The organism is Fulvivirga ulvae (assembly GCF_021389975.1).
GTDB classification, from domain to species: Bacteria; Bacteroidota; Bacteroidia; order Cytophagales; family Cyclobacteriaceae; genus Fulvivirga; species Fulvivirga ulvae.
Genome location: NZ_CP089981.1, coordinates 141,530 through 162,083 on the forward strand (window position 1 = coordinate 141,530; position 20,554 = coordinate 162,083).

General features: G+C 42.8%; 17 protein-coding genes. 10 read left to right on the top strand and 7 right to left on the bottom strand.

What is annotated here, in order from left to right; all coding sequences use genetic code 11:
• Positions 1 to 256: 256 nt before the first annotated feature.
• Together LVD17_RS00615 and LVD17_RS00620 are read right to left on the bottom strand one after the other, a co-directional pair.
• The gene (locus LVD17_RS00615) at positions 257 to 2,920 is read right to left on the bottom strand and encodes an ABC transporter permease (RefSeq protein ID WP_233763975.1); all 2,664 of its coding nucleotides are present in this window, start codon (positions 2,918 to 2,920) and stop codon (positions 257 to 259) included.
• A complete protein-coding gene (locus LVD17_RS00620) occupies positions 2,917 to 3,249 on the bottom strand; it encodes a PadR family transcriptional regulator (protein ID WP_233763976.1) in 333 nt (110 codons plus the stop codon). The genes LVD17_RS00615 and LVD17_RS00620 overlap by 4 nt, the downstream gene beginning before the upstream one ends.
• Before the next feature lie 254 nt (positions 3,250 to 3,503).
• Here LVD17_RS00620 and LVD17_RS00625 point away from each other — a divergent pair, with 254 nt between their 5' ends.
• Both LVD17_RS00625 and LVD17_RS00630 read left to right on the top strand, forming a co-directional pair.
• Entirely contained in the window at positions 3,504 to 4,202 is a 699-nt protein-coding gene (locus LVD17_RS00625; RefSeq protein WP_233763980.1) for a J domain-containing protein, read from the top strand.
• Between the two features lie 36 nt (positions 4,203 to 4,238).
• Positions 4,239 to 5,171: a TolB-like translocation protein gene (locus LVD17_RS00630; protein WP_233763982.1), complete on the top strand. Its 933-nt coding sequence runs from the start codon at positions 4,239 to 4,241 to the stop codon at positions 5,169 to 5,171.
• A gap of 42 nt (positions 5,172 to 5,213) precedes the next feature.
• Here LVD17_RS00630 and LVD17_RS00635 read toward each other — a convergent pair whose 3' ends face one another.
• Positions 5,214 to 5,672: a hypothetical protein gene (locus tag LVD17_RS00635; protein ID WP_233763984.1), complete on the bottom strand. Its 459-nt coding sequence runs from the start codon at positions 5,670 to 5,672 to the stop codon at positions 5,214 to 5,216.
• Positions 5,665 to 7,326: a leucine-rich repeat domain-containing protein gene (locus LVD17_RS00640; RefSeq protein WP_233763989.1), complete on the bottom strand. Its 1,662-nt coding sequence runs from the start codon at positions 7,324 to 7,326 to the stop codon at positions 5,665 to 5,667. The genes LVD17_RS00635 and LVD17_RS00640 overlap by 8 nt, the downstream gene beginning before the upstream one ends.
• A 301-nt stretch (positions 7,327 to 7,627) precedes the next feature.
• On the opposite strand from LVD17_RS00640, the gene LVD17_RS00645 reads away from it, so the two are divergent.
• From LVD17_RS00645 to LVD17_RS00655, 3 genes are all read left to right on the top strand, one after another.
• Positions 7,628 to 7,951: a winged helix-turn-helix transcriptional regulator gene (locus LVD17_RS00645; protein ID WP_233763991.1), complete on the top strand. Its 324-nt coding sequence runs from the start codon at positions 7,628 to 7,630 to the stop codon at positions 7,949 to 7,951.
• 11 nt (positions 7,952 to 7,962) lie between these two features.
• Positions 7,963 to 8,892, top strand: coding sequence for an NAD(+) diphosphatase (nudC, locus tag LVD17_RS00650; protein ID WP_233763996.1), 930 nt, complete (start codon positions 7,963 to 7,965; stop codon positions 8,890 to 8,892).
• 271 nt (positions 8,893 to 9,163) lie between these two features.
• The gene (locus LVD17_RS00655) at positions 9,164 to 9,790 is read left to right on the top strand and encodes a class I SAM-dependent DNA methyltransferase (RefSeq protein ID WP_233764000.1); all 627 of its coding nucleotides are present in this window, start codon (positions 9,164 to 9,166) and stop codon (positions 9,788 to 9,790) included.
• Here the strand turns inward: LVD17_RS00655 and LVD17_RS00660 are convergent.
• From LVD17_RS00660 to LVD17_RS00670, 3 genes are all read right to left on the bottom strand, one after another.
• Positions 9,777 to 10,016, bottom strand: coding sequence for a hypothetical protein (locus LVD17_RS00660; RefSeq protein ID WP_233764001.1), 240 nt, complete (start codon positions 10,014 to 10,016; stop codon positions 9,777 to 9,779). The genes LVD17_RS00655 and LVD17_RS00660 overlap by 14 nt on opposite strands.
• Positions 10,017 to 10,153: 137 nt before the next feature.
• Positions 10,154 to 12,691, bottom strand: a complete 2,538-nt coding sequence (locus LVD17_RS00665; RefSeq protein ID WP_233764005.1) for a fibronectin type III domain-containing protein — start codon at positions 12,689 to 12,691, stop codon at positions 10,154 to 10,156.
• A 373-nt stretch (positions 12,692 to 13,064) separates the two neighbouring features.
• Positions 13,065 to 15,602, bottom strand: a complete 2,538-nt coding sequence (locus tag LVD17_RS00670) for a GEVED domain-containing protein (RefSeq protein ID WP_233764007.1) — start codon at positions 15,600 to 15,602, stop codon at positions 13,065 to 13,067.
• A gap of 542 nt (positions 15,603 to 16,144) precedes the next feature.
• Between LVD17_RS00670 and LVD17_RS00675 the strand changes: the two genes are divergently transcribed.
• The 5 genes from LVD17_RS00675 to idi all read left to right on the top strand — a co-directional run bounded on the left by LVD17_RS00675 (position 16,145) and on the right by idi (position 20,545).
• Entirely contained in the window at positions 16,145 to 16,744 is a 600-nt protein-coding gene (locus LVD17_RS00675; protein WP_233764009.1) for a MerR family transcriptional regulator, read from the top strand.
• Positions 16,745 to 17,189: 445 nt separating this feature from the next.
• On the top strand, positions 17,190 to 17,696 hold the full coding sequence (locus tag LVD17_RS00680) for an RNA polymerase sigma factor (RefSeq protein ID WP_233764011.1): 507 nt from the start codon (positions 17,190 to 17,192) through the stop codon (positions 17,694 to 17,696).
• 9 nt (positions 17,697 to 17,705) lie between these two features.
• A complete protein-coding gene (crtID, locus tag LVD17_RS00685) occupies positions 17,706 to 19,181 on the top strand; it encodes a bifunctional phytoene desaturase/3,4-desaturase (protein WP_233764013.1) in 1,476 nt (491 codons plus the stop codon).
• Positions 19,182 to 19,184: 3 nt separating this feature from the next.
• Positions 19,185 to 20,021: a phytoene/squalene synthase family protein gene (locus LVD17_RS00690; RefSeq protein WP_233764015.1), complete on the top strand. Its 837-nt coding sequence runs from the start codon at positions 19,185 to 19,187 to the stop codon at positions 20,019 to 20,021.
• Between the two features lie 2 nt (positions 20,022 to 20,023).
• Positions 20,024 to 20,545 (top strand): isopentenyl-diphosphate Delta-isomerase, encoded by a 522-nt coding sequence (gene idi / locus LVD17_RS00695; protein ID WP_233764017.1) that lies wholly within the window; start codon positions 20,024 to 20,026, stop codon positions 20,543 to 20,545.
• Positions 20,546 to 20,554: the final 9 nt, after the last annotated feature.

A 20,554-nucleotide genomic window follows, 5' to 3' on the forward strand; every position in this document is an offset into this window, starting at 1 on the left:
GTGTATACCTTGCGGATCCGTGGATAGGCATTTATGAAGACCTGGCGACCGGGGCAGCCCATTCCATACTGGCAAAACATTGGGGCCACCTGCTGGACAAAAAAAGAAATGAATGAAGGCTTACCAGGTTTCAAATAGGGGGCCATTTGCAGCTCAAAATAATCAGTGATACAGAGCTTGAAACTATAAGCCAGGCCCTATGTATAGCAAAACATCTCAGCCGCGAGCGTTGATCTGACCGCGGCTGAAGTATTGCTTATTCGTATTTCAATGTCTCTGCGGGATTGGCTAAGGCCGTTTTGATTGCATGATAACTTACCGTAGCAAGCGCCACCAATAATCCTGCAACCATACTAACCACAAACAGCTCCCAGCCCATGGCTATGGAAAATTTAAAATCGGCCAGCCATTGATCCATCACGTACCAGGACAAGGGTGCCGCAAGGGTAAAGGCAATTAACGCCAGCCATACATACTGCTTGTTGAGCAACACAAAGATGCTCATAAGCTCAGCACCCAGCACTTTTCTGATACCTATCTCCTTGGTTCTGTTCATGGCATTGATACCTGCCAAACCAAACAGTCCGAAACATGAGATCAATATAGCAAAAGCAGTAGACAGGCCCATGATATTCATCCAGCGTTTATAAGACGCATATTGTTTGGCAACATCTTCGTCTATGAAAGTATAATCGAAAGGCTTATCAGGAGCCAGCTCATTCCACAGGCTTCTTACTTTATCTATAGATTCCGGGATATTGCCGTGATCGATCTTTACAAGCATGGTGGTCTGGAAGCCTGCATCTTTTGTATTCATTGTCATAAGCAGCGGCTCTATTTCATTCTCCAGTGAAAGGAAGTGGTAATCTTTAACTACTCCAATGATTTTAGGCCCCAGACCAGTACTGTCTTCACGCCAGTTAAGATGCTCTTGCAGCGGGTTTTCCCATCCCATATCCCTTACCAGCGCTTCGTTGACAATCAAAGCGCTGCTGTCAGAGGCCAGATTAGGATCAAAATTTCTGCCTTCCACCAGGGTCAGCTCCAGAGTTGGTACATAGTACGGATCGGCAACATATACATAGGCCAGTTTTTGTTCGCCATTAATTTCATACCCACTTCTGGACCATCCCTGATTGAAAGAGGAATTGGTACCGGTAACGGAAATGACGGAAGGCTCCTGCGCTGCATAATTTCTAAATCGTTCGACCATCTTATTGCCCTCTTTGCTGTATCCGGTTTGTGTGGGAATGGCCAGCACCTGGTCTTTGTTATAGCCAAGATCTTTAGCCGTAATATATTGCATCTGCCGGTACATGATCACCGAGCTGATGATCAAAAAAGCTGAAAGTGCAAATTGAAGTACTACCAGGGGTTTGGTAAATACAGCATTAAGTTTGGAAGTGAAGCCACCTTTGAGCACTTGCACAGGCCGGAAAGAGGATAGGAAAAAGGCGGGATAACTTCCAGCCAGCAAACCTATCAGCAGGGTTACTGCAAAGCTCACCGCCAGCAGGCCGGATATGCTGGCTCCGCCGAGAGTTATGCCCTTATTGGTAAATTCATTAAACGACGGCAGGAATACAACCACAAGTCCTAATCCTATAATCATGGAAATAAGGGCGAGTACTATGGATTCAAAGCCAAACTGATAGATTAACTGTCCCTTTTTGGCTCCTGCTGCTTTTCTTATCCCTACCTCTGTCCTGCGGGCAGTTGAAGTAGTGAGTGCCAGGGAAATGTAGTTGATGCAGGCAATGATAAGGATGAGGATGGCAATACCTCCCAATATCAGGGAGTATTGAGGATCACTGGTTTTCTGCCACGATACTTTGGTATTCAGGTGGATGTCCGACAGGTTAGAGTACTGCAGTTCCAGCAGCTTGACATCATCGGGCAAATTGCTATTCTCTCTCCATTCTTCCAGATCTTCAGCTATGTATTTTTCAATCACCTTATCCAGATTGGCACTGAACTGCTTCATGTCAGCCCCTTCGGTCAATTGCACAAAAGTCGGTGTCGAGTAGTTGCCCCACTGGTTAATGTTCCTTTCATAAAACATCCTGTTCTCCTGAGAGATCAGCACTTCAAAGCTAAAGCTGGAATTAGCCGGGGCTTCCTGTATCACACCTGTCACTGTATAGGTGGCCACCCCGTTAACATCTATCTCTACCGCTTTACCGATGGGGTCCTCATCACCAAAGTACTTTTCTGCTATTGCAGGGGTAATCACAGCCTCGTACTTATCTTTAAATACCTTTTCAGCATCTCCCTGTAAAAGAGGAAATGAAAACATTTTAAAGAAATCGGCATCTACATAAGTGAGCTTTTCGGTAAATACTTTTTCGCCATACCTAAAAACCCCACGTCCGCCCGAATTATACCTTGTGCCCATCTCCACTTCCGGTAAATCGTCCTTAAGTACCTGCATCAGGCCGGTTTGCAGGTATGCCGAGTGGCGGTATGGGTACTCTTTATCTTCTGACCACCGGTCATAGCTTTTCTCTTCTACCCTGAAAATCCTGGCCTTATTGACATGAAACTGGTCAAAGCTTTGTTCATCCTGGATAAACAGGTAAATGAGTATACAAAAGGCTATGCCTATGCTTAGGCCAAAGGCATTAATGAAGGAATATAGTTTCCGTTTTCTGATATTGCGTATCGCAATTTTGAAATAACTGAGTAACATAATAGTGTTGATTATTTTGAGTTTGAATTTGTTTCTCAGGATGATGCCTGGACGGAAAAACCGGACCACATTCCACACAAACCTTCGCCTGGCCTTTCTTTCGCCATAAAGCTCCAGCTCATTTTCAAATTGCTCCAGCAGGTCTCCGAGCACACATTCGAAAAGTCTGTCCGGGCAAAACCACTCCAGAAAATCGATAGCCCATTTTGGCGGTTGTACAGATGTTTTCATAGGTCTGCAAATTTTAGCTGTGGCAGTAGTTTCCAGAGTTCCATACGCTTTTCTTGGATGGCATGCAGCATATTCAACCCCGCATTGGTAATGGTAAAAATCCGCTTTCGCCTGCCTCCCCGGATAGCCGTGGCCCCTCCCATCGATGACTTTACATACCCTTTATCTTCCAGACGATACAGCGTAACATGTACGGCACTGAGGTTAACCTCCCTCTCCATGCGGCCCCTGATCTCGTTCACAATAGCATTGCCGTAAGCCTCCTCTCTCAGAATACCTACCATGGTAAGCACCAACTCTTCGAACTCTCCTAAATATGTTTTCTCCATTTGTATATAAATTGTAAAACAAATATATAAAAATTTATCCTCGCATATTTTTCCTCACGAAATGCTTATGGGATACTGCAATTTCGATGATACAGGTCACGACACAAAACCCGTTGCCGTGACCTGATGGATAACCTGCCTGAACCTGCATTTTTCTGTACTGATCTGTAAGGGTTACTCTGTGCATGCCTGCCATCTTTACTTTCCATGTTCCCATCTAACCGGTCCACTATCGGTCCAATCCTTATTAAAAGTTGGCTCTGCTGTACCAACCCGGCACCTCTGAAAAATTTCACGATATTCATGAAGCATATCAGGTTTTAGGAAATGAGGGAAGGCGGCTGCAGTATGATCTCTTGCTTAACAGTGCTGCCCGACAAAACGAATCAACCAGGCACACACCCCACAAACAAAGCAAGTGGCCCCCTGTACACGGGCCCTCCGGAACACCTACAAAAGAGGAGTATGAAGAAAGTGTCTGGCCTTATCTGAAGTATTTTACATACTTCGCCAAAGTAGCTCTTATATTTAGTCCTTTTATAATCGCAGACTGCTATCTCCCACACCGTGAAAGCATTGAGGTTGTAAGTAAAGTGGAAAAGATTCATTCAACGGAATTTCCAAAGAAGCACTATCAGACAAATGTTTTTGTACTAACGTTTGAAGATTTAAGATTTCAAATTCCCAAAGAGCATTATGCAACTTTTGATATAAATGATCAGGTGATAGTAATACGCTCTTTTATAACCAATAATGATATAAGCATAGCAAAAGTCTCCATGACTGACTATTCCGTCAAGGCATTTAAAAGTATCTATGGCCCAAAAATGATTATGATCTTCTTTCTTACCTTTTGTTCATTCGGAACTTTTGGTCACCCTACATTGCATGGGAAAATGAGTTTCGGAGTAGCCAGTGTTTTTTTATTGATCGTGGTTTTTGCCTTACTTTAGTTTAGTTTTATTTTTGCTAACTAAGCTGACGTACCCATGTTAAAACCGATATACCCTCTTCTGCTGACATTGCTGTGCTGTACTACACTTTACAGCCAAAAGGCAAGTGATACCTCTGCCCAACTTTTTGAGCCAGCACTTATTTCCACCAAATATCCTAACCGGGACATCGCCATATCAGCAGACGGCAATGAAGTGTTTTATACTTTACAAAGCTATAAGCGTGAGATCAGCGTTATCATGCGACTGACTAAAGTCAAAGGAAAGTGGTCTAAACCTCAAGTGGCCCCGTTCTCAGGACAATACAGTGACCTGGAGCCTGCTTTTTCTCCAGATGGCACACGACTGTATTTTGTCAGTAACCGTTCGGCAGACGGCAACACAAAAAAGGATTATGACATTTGGTATGTGGAAAGAAATAAAGACACATGGGGAGAACCCAAAAGCATCGGTTCGCCCATCAATACGGATATGAATGAGTTTTACCCTTCAGTAACCAGCAACGGTGACCTGTACTTCACGGCTGAATATGAAGGCAATAAGGGTAAGGAAGATATCTATGTAAGCCGCCTGACAGATGGCAAGTATTCTAAGCCTGAGAGCATTTCCGAAGCCGTCAACAGCGAAACCTACGAGTTTAATGCCTTTATTGCACCTGACGAGAGTTATATCCTGTTCACCTCGTATGGCAGGTCTGACGACATGGGAGGCGGCGATCTCTACATCAGCAAAAAAGGCGAGCAGGGCGAATGGCTGCCCGCTCACCGGCTATCTAATGCTGTAAACTCAACTGCCCTGGACTATTGCCCGTTTGTATCTGCTGATGGCAAATACCTTTATTTTACGAGCAACAGAAGTGCTATAAAACAAGCAAAGGACTATCAAACCATTGTGGACATGATGGAAAGTGTTGAAAATGGCTTTGATAATGTTTATCGCATCAGCTGGGATAAAATCCTAAGTAAATAGTATTTACCCACAATCTGGTGGCAAAAACATTAACAGGTCATCTCAATTTTTACCAGTCTTTTGGCGTGGCATATTACCTGGCTTTGAAAGCGTATATTGTCTCATGTCATTTAGAAGTGACAATTCAATAACAGGGAATTCTTCATTGCTGTCATTGTCGAACCATTCGCAATATTCATATACCGCGGAAAATTCTCCAGGAGACGCGTCAGTCATGAAGCATACCATGCCCCACCTTGTATCAAGCTCAGCAGAATCTTCCAATAAAATTTTGGCCTGATCGCCAATTTCAACATGCAGTTGCTTAAGCGCCAATACAACTTTATCTAAATTCCTTTCCTTTTTGTCGATCCAAATATCAAAGCTGTCCCCATTATTTTCATAGCCATGACACTGAGCGGCATAGCCACCTACCACTATGTATTTTACCTTGTGCTCATTAAACCGAGCTATTAATTCATCGTACGGGGACGTATCACCATATGCCATACTTTTAATCATTTTGAGCTACCAATCGTTTACCATATTCATCCACAATTGCAATGTCCGGCCTTAAAGCATTTAATCCTTTTACAGCCTTTAACGAGCTCTCGCTAATAATTACTTTTTTCAAAGCACTAATTTTCGCCAGTGCCTCAAAGCCTTTTATCCCGGCATTATCATATACATTTAGCTCTTCCAGTGAGCCGCATGGGGCCAGTGGTGTGAGATCTTTGACTTTGTTTTTTGAAATATCCAGCTCTTTTAACTTTGAGAGTAGTGAGAGTGCCTCCACGGATTTGATTTTATTTTCCTTAACCTTAAGAATCTCTAAAGCCGGCATCTGCTCAATACCTTTTAAATCAGTAAGTAAATTATTATCTAAAGATAATTTACTGAGCTTTGTCAACGGCTTTATAGATGGAATCTTCTTTATTTCATTTCCATTCAAGGTCATATCAGTGGCTATGGTAAACCTATCAATAAAAGATATGTCCTTCAAATCCAGGTAAAACAAACCTACCCTCAGCAAAGCTGCTGCTTTTTGAATAGCCTCAAGACTAACCTTCCCCTGGTGCCCGATCTTCTTTTTCAGTTCGTTCTGAGCTTTTCTAGGAATCGCCTGCCACCATGTTGTTAAATCCGAATCACTCATCTGAACTGTTTCAGCAAAGTTCTGAGTCAGTAAATTAACCACCTCGTTGATGATGTCCTTATGCACAAGTTTTCCAGTAGCCTCAGCCTTGAGGTCAGCTATAATGGATTCGATGACTTTCACAAAGTTGTCAGGGCTTGCTCCTTTTATAGCATTATAAATAGCCATTGCCTCTTCCTTCCTGCCTTGTGCCAGAAAGGCTTTTGCCAAAACATGTTTTGTAAAACTCCAGTCCCCAAACCGCTTCTCAGCTTTTAAATGAATCAAACGAGTATCCAGAAAAGCTTCCAGCTTTTCAAAGCTTTCTGCCCTAAAATAGGTTTCATACAACCTGTAATTGACGTAATAGGAAGTCGAAGGGCGCTCATTCATTATCCGTATGTAATATTCCTCCGCGCTATTAAAATTGTTTAGGACTAAATGTGTATCTCCAAGCAACAACAGGCTTTTTTCAAGGATATCATAATCCTCATTCTTCGTCACCGCAACTTTATCTGTAAACGCATTTCTCTCCTTTTCAAGCCGATCTATAGCCCCTTGGTAATTATTAGCTTTAAAAAATTTATTGCTTTCCTTATAGGCTTTCACCAGTTTGGCAAATGGCGTTTCCGCTTCGGGAGGGTATAAACCTTTTAAAAAATCCTGAAATGTGGGAGCAAAATCATTGACATACCCCGAATCCAAAATATATACAGGATACCCCGGTTTTTCCAGTTCTATTGCTGCAAAGGGCCTTCCATATCTCCCATTAATTTTAGCCACGGGCAAAAGGCTTTGGGTTTCTTCGGGAGCAAAATCTTCCAGATAGTTCTTGTACTCCTCCAGCATAGGTTTGGGCTTCGAGAATGTAATTGCTCTGGTAGCTGCTGCATTCCAGCTATCAGGATTATAAATCCCATAACCTTCATACTTTTTAAATTCTCCCGAAACAAAAAAAGACCGGATTTCTTCCGGAAATTTCTTGCCTGTAAACCTTTCAATCGTGTCTGTTAAATTTTGTCCCTCTTTGTCTTGTTCCATTGTCTTGTTTGATTAAATGCTTTTAAATAATGGAGATATAGGGGTTTTGAGGTCGTTAGGTAAATATTTCGCCATAATACTGATATTTTCATTAAATCAACTTAAATTTTTGCTTTTTAGCATAATTAATTGTCGAAACATATCGTACCTGACTCTTTTTTATTTTGATACAAATATTGTAGCAATGCTACAATATTTGTATCATTGCCAGAAGTTTGTAAAGGATGGTTAAAGCTAACACAAGCTCTGTACCAGCATGAAAACAAACTCAATACTCGCGACTAAAGACCAAGGACTAAATATGAAAATACCCAAACCTGGGGCTCCGGTCAGGGGTTCGAAATCCGGTCAGCCTATTATGGCGCTGTTTGATCTGCTCGGCCGTAGCTGGGCCATGGGTGTAATCTGGAACCTCAACCATGGGCCATGTACCTTCAGGGAACTCCAGGTTCGCTGCAATACGGTATCGCCTACAACGTTGAATAGCAGGTTAAAGGAACTCACCAACGCATATATAATCGAAAGGTGCATGGAGGGATACCAGCTAACCCAGTCAGGAAAAGAACTTTATACTCTACTCAGCCCCCTGGGAGAGTGGTCACGAAAATGGGCTAAAAAATTCTGAACTCTATATCTATGAATACGAAACTGTTTTACTGCCAAAACTCCATAGACAGGGCCGGCAACCTCCGAAAAGACGAGACCTGGCTTTCTAATCAGTTTAAGTCTCCACAGGCATTGCTTATGCCTTATTGGCGTAGCAAAAGTTTATTCTCTGCCAACCTCGACAGTCTTAGCTATCTTCTGCTTAAGCAATCGGAACATATTTTTTCGGTCACTACCGAAACCATCTTTCTGGGACTGGAAAATGAAAGGCCGGTATTTGCAGTTGACCTTTCTGCATATGAACTGGAAGAAGCATCTCAACTGGTAGCTGCGGGTGAATTTCATGATTTACGAAAGGTTGTCACCCGGCTACCCCAGGAGCAGGCATCACTGGCCGCTTATGCCAGAGGACTGATCCACTGGCACAAAACTCATGCATATTGCAGCCATTGCGGATCAAAGTCTGCAGCCATACAAGGCGGACATGCCCGGCAATGTACGAACCACGCCTGCAAGGCCATGTGTTTTCCCCGGCTTGACCCGGCCATTATCACACTCATAGAACATACACCGCAACATGGAAAGCATATGTGCCTGCTGGGTGTACATGATACCCCTGCAGGCACCGTTTGCACAACGCTGGCAGGTTTTGTAGAACCTGGGGAAACGCTCGAAGAAGCTGTAAAAAGGGAAATGATGGAAGAAGTCGGGCTCGTGGTTAAGAATATCCGGTACGTTGCCTCTCAACCCTGGCCGTTTCCTGCCTCAATTATGATTGGCTTTACTGCGGAAAGCGATTCGCTGGAGTTTACTCTGGATCGGGATGAAGTTCCTAATGCTGCCTGGTTTACAGCAAAAGAACTTTTGGAGGCCTCTCAAACCGGGAAAATCAGCCTGTCAAAAACAGATTCTATTGCCCGCTACCTCATAGAAAACTGGATATCAAAAAATATAGCATAGAGTTGGTATTAAGGGGTTTATGATCAAAACAGTTTACGAACAAGCCAAATGATCAAAAAAAGCACAAAAACAACTATAAACACGCCTACCCAAACGCCAGCTTCAAAAACGGCTCCAATGAATTCACAACCTGTGAAGACGGTTAGAAGAAAAGTAAATATGAATATTCGCGAGAGTTTAATATTGCTCATAACTAATCCGTTGGTTTTCCGTAGTATTTAAGGTAATAACCCGTCAGGATTTACTTTTGTTAACCTCCTATAAAGCTAATATGAACAATCAAGAAGGATACAACACCTGGGCTGCCACTTATGATACCGTAATCAATAAAACCAGGGACCTGGAAGCCAAAGTGCTCAGAAAAACGCTGGCCGACCGCAAGTTCGCCCACATACTTGAAGCAGGTTGTGGCACAGGTAAAAACACCTCATGGCTGGCGTCACTCACCTCAAACCTCACTGCCTTCGATCTCTCAGAAGAAATGATGAACAAGGCCCGGCAGAAAGTAAACAACACCCATGTCTCTTTTCGTCAGGCTGACCTTACACAAAGCTGGCCTCCACTGGCCCAACCGGCAGACCTTATTGTATCCAGCCTTGTACTGGAGCACATTGAAGACCTTGATTTTATCTTTAAAGAGGCCAGCGCTGCACTGGAAAACAATGGGCTTTTTTATATCTGTGAACTGCACCCGTTCAAGCAATACTCAGGAAGTAAAGCTCGATTTGAAACCAATGAAGGGCTTGTAGTACTGGATTGTTTTACTCATCACATATCGGACTACATAAAAGCCGCTGTGAAGCATGGCTTTACACTGCAGGAGATTGACGAATGGTTTGATGAAGATAGCGCAAAGGAATTACCTCGGCTGGTATCATTTGTTTTTAGAAAGGTTTAAAGTCGCAATCAACCACCAGATCATAATATCCATACAGCCATTCCGGCTTCGCACTCCACCCTGCCTCATAATTAATGTACAGAAGAAGACTCAGGCACTGCCCCGATCCGGGAGTCCTGAATATTTTCCAAAACACCTGGTTGTATATTTGGAGTTCAAGATAGAAAATTTCAGGATGACGATGGAAGTATTTGAGTATTACAGCCACCTCACCCCCCTTTTTCACATCATCCCGCGATTAAATGTGTAGAAGAAGGTTCACGCGCTGCTCTGAACCGGGACGACAATCCATTGAAAATAAAACAAGGGCCATGCCTTGCGACACAGCCCTCATAACTACTACTACTTATGTTCTTCCTGTGATTATTTCACCAATAATTTTTTAGTCTGGTTCAGATCTTTTCCTCTGATCACTACATGATACAGTCCTTTTTTCAGACCGCTGATATCGATAGTTTCATCATGAGACCCGCTTACCTGGGCAATGGTTTGCTTGTAAACCGAACGTCCCATTGCGTCAAAGATGCTCAGGTCAACATCCTGCACGTCGCCAGCTACTGAGAAATGAACAGTAGTGTGAGTAAACGCAGGGTTAGGGAATAATCCCATATCCGACATGTCAACTGCCTGAACAGATCTTGCAGATCCTCCGACAACAATGGTATAATCTTCCACCTCGCCATAAGTGAATGTCTCGCAAGATGAAGGATTAGCGTTATACTTCATGGAAACTCTCATCCTTGTAGCTCCTGAAAGTGCGCTCGAAGGGATAGTAAAGCTTCCGCTTACAGATGCTGCATTTGTTCTGCTTCTGCTATATACCTGCTCACCTGAATCTGAAAAATCACCATCCTGGTTGTAGTCGATCCAAACGCCATAAGCCTCTCTGTAAACGGTCCCTGCCCATGCCGGAGTTATGGTTATGGTATAGCTTGAACCTTTGTTTACTGAAGTTGACAATGAGGTAAAGTCCGCATAGCCGCTGTTTGAACCTGAGTTATTGTTAATACTTCCTATTTGCACTCTTTGTATCCACTCATCATTGGTGTTGTTTCCTTTAGAGTCGCAATAAGTGATGTTGTCAGAAAGTGTAGTAACACTCACCGAGCTTGCAGAAGACTCATTTCCGGCGGCATCTTTAGCTCTTACAGCAATAGTATAAGTTGTACTGGCAGTAAGGCCGGTTATCGTTCTTGAAGTGGAAGTGGTAGAGCCATTCAGTGATCCGTTGACGTACACATCGTATCCGGTTACGCCTACATTATCCGAAGAAGCACTCCATGATACTGTTGCAGAGGTTTGGGTTACCCCCGAAGCAGTCAGGCTACCAGGTGCTGTAGGCGCCTGGGTATCAGCACCGCTACCTTCAGTACAATAATTCACCGATTCGGAAGAGTTGAAATCACCACCTGTTGCAATCACGTTATTATTGGCATCTCTCAAAGTATATGATCCGTTGCCATATGAGCAGCAGATACCGTCACCATAAGAGTCGTTGATGGTAAATGTGTAAGCACCAGCTCCCACGTTGAATGTCTCTGTCACCGTAGCTCCACTGGTTGAGTAACCGCTACCTGAGGCCACAGTGCTTCCTCCTGATGTTACTGTCCAACTTGTTTCGGCAGGATAGTTGTCCAGCACAAGTGTCAAAGTAACAGGACCTGCATAACAGTTGCTTCCGGTAGTCGTTACTGTAATCGGAGAGGAATATGCTCCGCTGCCACTGTCACAGTTTGCTCTTACCTGACAGGCATAAGCCGTACCTTCTGTAAGACCTGTAAACGTTCTTGAAGTACCGCTAACTGTAGTTACAGAGCCGCCAACACTTACATCATAAGAAACTGCTCCTGAAACGGCATTCCAGGAAAGTGTAAAGCTGGTATCGCCGATATTTGACGAGGCAAGGCCTGAAGGAGCAGCTAAAGAACATCCACCTGTAGATGAACCTAGTTCTTCCCTTGGACCACCTGGCTCAAAAATAGCATCTACTCTGGCTTTTTGGCCGGCTGTAAACATAAACATGCAGGCATCATCAACATAGTCCATGTAGTTCATGAACATATCACTGGTGAAGCCGCCGTTACTGCTACATGATTTTGACGGGTAGTTGGGGCACCCATAGTTAGGAGCGGCAGCGGTTGGAGTGTCAGAAACAAAGTCGTCAACACTGCAGTTACCATCACCCCAGATGTGTCTCAGGTTAAGGTAGTGACCTACTTCGTGAGTTGCTGTACGGCCTTTGTCAAAGGGAGCGCTTAGATAAAAATTTTCACCCGCAGGCTCTTTATCACGACTACCGCAGTATTGAGGTGAGAAAACCACCCCATCGGTAGAAGCTGGTCCACCCGGGAATTGGGCGTAACCCAGAATACCTCCGCCAATGTTACAAATCCACATATTCATATTGTGAGCGGGGTCAATAGGGTCTACACCTCCCTGCGATGACTTTTTCATGGCGTCGTTAGTACCCCACGAAGTCCTTGTACTGGATTTCCTGGTTACCTGGGCAAGTGTAAACTGGATCTGCATATCAGTAGCTGTAAATTCTGAAGGCACTCCGCTCACATCGCTATTCAGCTTACGGAAATCTTCATTCAATACATCAATCTGCGACTGGATCTGGGCATCACTGATATTTTCCTGAGAGTTGCTATAAATAACATGAACAATTACAGGAATTGTGAGCACGCCGGTTCTGGCTTGTGCTATGCCGTTGCCCCTTTTTTGAAGAAATGCCCGGGTGTGTTGTTCGATTTGCTGCCTTTTCTCGGCAATTTTTGGGTGATTGTTCTGCTTCTCAAATATTTCCTGAGCAGCACATTGTCTTACAGGACCCACTTGCGCATAAGTAGCGTATACGCTGCAAAGGGCCATGCAGGTAATTAGTAAACATTTTAACATAGAAATTATGGTTTAGGTTAATTAATGAGTTACAATGATTGGTCTTTTTAATCGCACCATGAGAATTAGCACCTATCCTCGGACGAGAGATGTAAAGAGTGGGTAGTTCTTTAAAACTTTCTAAGACAGATGTCATTCAAAGGTTGATTTGATAATTAATTGCGCTAGATACAAAAATAAATTTTTGAAATCAAAAGAAAATTTTAACAATTTGGAGTAAATAGAAATTTTATTCTTGACACTCAATTTTTTGCAGAATTATTCATACTTACCCATACCTCTGACCGGGTTTCAGGCCCTGTCAGGAGTATATAAAATAACAAAGGCCGTACCTTTCAGTACAGCCCTTGTGACTACTAATAATTTCAACTATTTATTTTACCAGCAACTTACTGGTCTGGCTTATATTTTCACCACTGATCACTACATGATACAGGCCTTTTTGCAAGCCACTGATATCGATAGTTTCATCATGAGACCCGCTTACCTGGGCAATGGTTTGCTTGTATACTGAGCGACCCATTGCGTCAAAGATGCTCAGGTCAACATCCTGTACCTCGCCGGTTACAGAGAAATGAACAGTAGTGTGAGTAAACGCAGGGTTAGGGAATAATCCCATATCCGACATGTCAACTGCCTGAACAGATCTTGCAGATCCTCCGACAACAATGGTATAATCTTCCACCTCGCCATAGGTGAATGTCTCACAAGATGTAGGCACAGCATTATATTTCATGGAAACCCTCATTCTTGTAGCTCCTGAAAGTACGCCTGAAGGAATAGTAAAGCTTCCACTTACAGAGGAAGAAGTGGTATTGCTTCTGCTATATACCTGCTCGCCTGAATCGGTAAAGTCACCATCCTGGTTGTAATCGATCCAAACGCTATAAGCCTCATTATAAGCAGTTCCTGCCCAGGCCGGAGTTATGGTTATGGTATAGCTTGAACCTTTGTTTACTGAAGTTGACAATGAGGTAAAGTCCGCATAGCCGCTGTTTGAACCTGAGTTGTTGTTAATACTTCCTATTTGCACTCTTTGTATCCACTCATCATTGGTGTTGTTTCCTTTAGAGTCGCAATAAGTGATGTTGTCAGAAAGTGTAGTAACACTCACCGAGCTTGCAGAAGACTCATTTCCTGCAGCGTCTTTAGCCCTTACAGCAATGGTGTACGTTGTGCCGGCAGCAAGGCCGGTTATCGTTCTTGAAGTGGAAGTGGTAGAGCCATTCAGTGATCCGTTGACGTACACATCGTATCCGGTTACGCCTACATTATCCGAAGAAGCACTCCATGATACTGTTGTAGAGGTTTGGGTTACTCCCGAAGCAGTCAGGCTACCAGGTGCTGTAGGCGCCTGGGTATCAGCACCACTACCTTCAGTACAATAATTCACTGATTCGGAAGTGTCGAAATCACCACCTGTTGCTATTACATTGTTATTGGCATCTCGCAAAGTATATGATCCGTTACCATGCGAACAGCAGATACCGTCTCCATAAGAGTCGTTGATGGTAAATGTGTAAGCGCCAGCCACCACGTTGAATGTCTCTGTCACCGTAGCTCCACTGGTTGAGTAACCGCTACCTGAGGCCACAGTGCTTCCTCCTGATGTTACCGTCCAGCTCGTTTCAGCAGGGTAGTTATCCAGCACAAGTGTTAAGGTAACAGGACCTGCAGAACAGTTGCTCCCGGTAGTCGTTACTGTAATCGGAGAGGAATATGCTCCGCTGCCACTGCTACAGTTGGCTCTTACCTGGCAGGCATAAGCCGTACCTTCTGCAAGACCTGTAAACGTTCTTGAAGTACCGCTAACTGTAGTTACAGAACCGCCAACACTTACATCATAAGAAACTGCTCCCGAAACGGCATTCCAGGAAAGTGTAAAGCTGGTATTTCCAACATTTGATGAGGCCAGACCGGCAGGAGCAGCTAAAGAGCAACCTCCTGAAATAGTGCCTAGCTCGTCTCTTGCGCCGCCCGGATCCAAAACAGCATCTACTCTGGCTTTTTGGCCGGCTGTAAACATAAACATGCAGGCGTCATCAACATAATCCATGTAGTTCATGAACATATCACTGGTAAAGCCGCCATTACTACTGCACGACTTTGAAGGATAGCCAGGGCAGTTGTAGTTAGGTGCAGCAGCTGTAGGTGTATCCGCAACAAAGTCATCCACACTGCAGTTACCATCACCCCATATGTGTCTCAGGTTAAGGTAGTGACCTACTTCATGTGTGGCAGTACGGCCTTTGTTAAATGGAGCACTTAGATAAAATGTTTCTCCGGCAGGTTGCTTATCGATGCTGCCACAAAACTGAGGAGAAAAAACTACTCCATCAGTAGCTGCGGGGCCTCCGGGAAACTGGGCATAGCCAAGAATGTCATTACCAATATTACAAATCCACATATTCATGTTATGGGCAGGATCAATAGGATCCACACCTCCCTGCGATGACTTCTTCATGGCATCGTTAGTACCCCACGAAGTCCTTGTACTGGATTTCCTGGTTACCTTGGCAAGTGTAAACTGGATCTGCATGTCAGTAGCGGTAAACTCTGAAGGCACTCCGCTCACATCGCTATTCAGCTTACGGAAATCTTCATTCAATACATCAATCTGTGACTGGATCTGGGCATTACTGATGTTTTCCTGAGAGTTGCTATAAATAACATGAACAATTACGGGAATAGTAAGTACGCCGGTTCTGCCTTGTGCCATTCCGACATTTCTTTTTTGGAGAAATTCCCTGGTGTGTTGTTCGATTTGCCGCCTTTTTGCGGCAATTTCCGGGTCCTTGTTTTGCTTCTCAAGTATTTCATGAGCCGAGCATGTCCTTATGGGCCCCACTTGTGCATAAGCAGTGTACGCACAGCACAGTACCATGCAAGAAACTAGTAAATGTTTCAACATACATTATTTGGTTTAGGTTAAAAATAATTACAGTTGTTGATCTTGATTTATATGGGGTATGTACTGATCCCGTAACAAAAGCTATAAAGAAGTGGGGCGTTCTTTAGACTTTTTTAAAGATAGATATCAACGGCTAATTGATCCGGAATAAATACGGTGCGCTAGTTACAAAAATACATCCTGGAAATCAAAATAAAATTTCAATATTTAAGATGAACTAAAAATTTTATACCTACTAATTGATACAATACACATAGTTCATATTATAAAAATATATCGAAGCCAGTTTCAATGGCAAGTATTGACATGTGTGTAATACGACATGAGAAAGGACTCCTCCGATGGGAAATTAAACAACATACGATCAGGTGTTTAGTGAAAAATATTTGCCAGCAACTGTACCTTAGCCTATATTGCGATACTTTTCTCAAACGGGCTATTTTGAAGTACATATGCAGCCAGCATTTAAAGTCCAAAGCCTGAGCAAATAAAGTTAAACAAAATAAATTCGTTAATGTTCTAAGGCAAGACAGAAGGAATAAATGGGGAAATATTCGATCAAGGAACTTGAAAAGCTCTCAGGCATTAAAGCCCACACCATACGCATTTGGGAAAAGCGCTATAAAGTAATTACCCCAAAAAGAACTCCTACCAACATACGCTATTATTCCGATGATGACCTGAAAAAGATCCTTAATATCTCCATACTTAATAATCATGGTCATAAAATCTCAAAAATAGCGTCTCTATCTATTGGCGAGATCTATCGCAAGGTAGCTGAGCTTAGCACTGAGGAGTCCAGTTTTGAATTGTTGATTGATGAGCTCACCATCTGTATGATTGAATTGGATGAGGCCAAATTCGACAAGCTTCTTTCCAATTACATTATAAGATTTGGCTTTGAAAAAACCATAACAGAAATCATTTATCCTTTTCTGGATAAAATCGGCATACTGTGGCTTTCCAATAACATCTCTCCTATTCAGGAACATTTCATCTCCAACCTTGTTAAACAGAAGATAATAGTTGCTATTGACGGCCTTGCTATTAATACTCAAAAGGATGCAGATAAAATAGTCCTGTTTCTTCCGGAAGAGGAATTACATGAGATAGCATTGCTGTTCTTCAAACTATATGCTTAAAAAATCGGGATACAAAACCTTCTATTTGGGCCAGGCTGTACCCCTTAAGGATTTGGAAGAAGTGGTTAAAGTTCTGAAGCCAAGTTACCTTATAACCTGCATAACTTACTATCCAAAAGGTGAGAGCCTCGAGGAATTTATTACCCTACTGTCGGAAAAATTCCACAGCTGTGAGCTGTATGTAACCGGCAAACCCGTTTTTGATCTCAATATAAAATTCCCTAAAAACACCCATATTTTTCAAAAACCTAAGGATTTACGGGACGTTTTCCGCTCCCGGTCATAGATAGTGCAAATTCTAGCATGATTTTTCATCTAATCAGAATATCATCTGATAGATAAACAATGTTGTCTAACATAAAACATTTAAACCTAGACAAACATTGATAATATCAGCTAAATAATTTAATTTTGTTTAACGTTTAATTAAAATTATTAAACAACTATGACTGCAATAGAGTTCAACCATAGAATCGCTTCCCTGAAAGACACCTTGGAATTATTTACCAGAAGATTTACCAAAGACCAGGAAGAGTCAGAAGACCTTATACAAGATACTGTACTAAAGGCCTTGACCTATAGAGATAAATTTAAGCAGAACACCAACCTGAAAGGCTGGTTATATACCATCATGAGAAATACTTTTATCAACAACTACAGAAAAGCTCAACGCGCAAAAACCACTCATGATGATACTAAGGAATTATATTATCTTAATGTAGCAGACAATCACACTTTTAATTCACCGGACTCATCATACGAGTATAAGGATATTGTAAACTGTATGAACGGGGTTAAGAGTGATTTGCTGGTACCGTTTAAAATGCACGTCGACGGGTACAAATATCATGAAATAGCAGACTCTCTGGAGATTCCGATTGGTACTGTGAAAAACAGGATATTCCATGCCCGGAAGGAGATACAAAAAAAATTGGTGGCTTATAGCACCTGAATGGACTAAATGACAAAAAAAAATATTGCCATAATCGGAGCAGGTTTCGCGGGTCTATCCGCAGCCTGCTGCCTTGCAAAAGCAGGCTGCTCCGTAACTGTTTATGAAAAAAACGAATCCCCCGGAGGAAGGGCAAGAAAGTTCAAGGCCGATGGGTTCACCTTCGACATGGGCCCGAGCTGGTATTGGATGCCAGATGTTTTCGAAAAATTCTTTAACCGCTTCGGAAAATCCATCTCCGACTATTATGAGCTGATCCGGCTCGACCCTTCATATAAAGTACTTTTTAGCAAAAACGATATTGTTAACATTCCGGCCAAACCTGATGATATCTATGCCTTGTTTGATAAGCTCGAGCCGGGAAGTTCCAACCAACTTAAAGTATTTCTGGAGGAAGCTGCCTACAAATATGAAGTGGGCATCAATGACCTCGTATACAAACCCGGCAGATCAGTCACAGAGTTTATAGACATGCGCCTGCTTACGGGTGTCTTCAAACTTCATGTTTTTCAATCCATTGCTACATATATCCGAAAATACTTCAAAGACCCCAGACTGATCCAGCTTCTGGAGTTTCCCGTTCTTTTTCTGGGTGCCATGCCTTCAAAAACCCCTGCCCTGTACAGCCTTATGAACTATGCTGACATAGCATTAGGCACTTGGTACCCTAAAGGAGGAATGTTTAAAATCGTAGAAGCTATGGTTTCACTGGCAGAATCCTTAGGCGCAAAATTTCAATATAACTCACCGGTTTCCTCCTTGGTAATGAAAGGTTCAAAGATCAAAAGCCTCGTGGTCAATGGCAGGGAACATGACTACGATTTTGTCGTTGCTGGTGCAGATTATCATCATATAGAGCAAAGCCTGCTGCCCGAAAATTTTCGTAAGTATGACGAAAAATACTGGGACAAACGCGACATGGCGCCGTCTTCCCTGATCTTTTACCTGGGTATTAATAAGAAGATTAAAAACCTGCTCCATCACAATCTCTTCTTCGACGAAGAGTTTGAGCAGCATGCAAAAGATATATACACTGACCCAAAATGGCCTCAAAAACCACTCTTCTACGTATGCGCTGCCTCTAAAACGGATGATGGATGCGCCCCGGAGGGAATGGAGAATGTATTCATACTGATACCGGTAGCTCCGGGACTTGAAGATATTGAAGAGATAAGGGAGCGTTATTACAACCTGACAATAGCCCGGATGGAAAGCCTGACCGGGGAATCTATAAAAGATCATGTAATCTATAAAAGAAGCTATGCCCACAGTAATTTCATTGAAGACTACCATGCCTTCAAGGGAAATGCTTACGGGCTGGCCAATACATTAAAACAAACGGCCATACTTAAGCCGTCAATTAACAACCGGAAAGTACAAAACTTATTTTATACAGGACAGCTTACTGTGCCTGGCCCCGGAGTACCTCCATCTATTATTTCGGGACAGGTAGTAGCAGGTGAAATTATCAACCAATTACATTAACCTATGAAAGAGCTTTATGATAAGGTATCTACAAAGTGTAGTTATCTTGCAACCCAATCGTACAGCACTTCCTTTTCATTGGCTATTAAATGCCTTGACCAAAAGCTTCGCAATCCGATATGTGCTGTCTATGGCTTCGTTAGGTTTGCCGATGAGATAGTTGACACTTTTCATGATTATGACAAGTCGCAGCTGCTGGACAGGTTTGAAAAGGATACGTATCTGGCCATAGATGAAGGCATAAGCCTTAACCCGATCCTCAACAGCTTTCAGTTTGCTGTCAATAAATATAATATCGACCGCGAACTTATCGAGCAGTTTCTTTACAGTATGCGTATGGACCTGACTAAAACCATCCACTCGAAGGATAGCTTTGAAACTTATATATTAGGCTCTGCTGAGGTGGTCGGACTTATGTGCCTGAAGGTGTTCTGCGAAGGCAACCAGTCTGAGTACGACCGTCTAAAACCTTATGCAATGAAACTTGGCTCAGCATTCCAGAAAATCAACTTTTTACGTGATCTTCGGGATGATTATCAGCATATGGGCCGTACCTACTTTCCCGGACTGGATATGGAGCAGTTTGATGAGGTAAGCAAAGCTCAGATAGAGAAAAGCATTGAAAGTGATTTCAAAAACGGCTTTAAAGGCATTAAACTACTTCCCAGATCAGCCCGGTTTGGAGTTTATCTGGCATACGTTTATTATTACGCCCTCTTCAATAAAATCAGGAGGACACCTTCCTCCAATGTTATGGAAAAGAGGATCAGGATACCTAATCAGAAAAAGTTTTCCATATTATTTTATTCTTATTTAAAACACAGGCTTAACCTGATTTGAACATGGAAGAAGTAGTATTAGTAGACACTAAAGACAAGGAAACGGGCCGAATGGAGAAGCTGGAGGCTCACCAAAAAGGCTTATTGCACAGAGCATTTTCAGTACTCATTTTCAATTCGAGAGGAGAAGTACTTATTCAGAAAAGGAGTAAAAGCAAATATCACTCAGGAGGACTATGGACCAACACCTGCTGTAGCCATCCCAGGCCATCAGAGCCGGTACATGAAGCAGCAAAAAGAAGACTGACAGAGGAAATGGGGATAAATCTGCAACCGGAGTTCCTTTATAAGTTTATATATAAAACAGAACTGGACAAGAAGCTTATTGAGCATGAGCTTGATCATGTATTTATAGGCACATATGACGGTGAGCCTGTCATCAATAAAGATGAAGTGGAAGACTGGATGTATATAGACCTGAAAACTCTAAAGGCGGATATGGACATCAATGCTGATAAATACACCCATTGGTTCAAAATAATTATAGACAGTATAACACCTCACCTGAAATCGAAGGTGGCATAACTAACATTA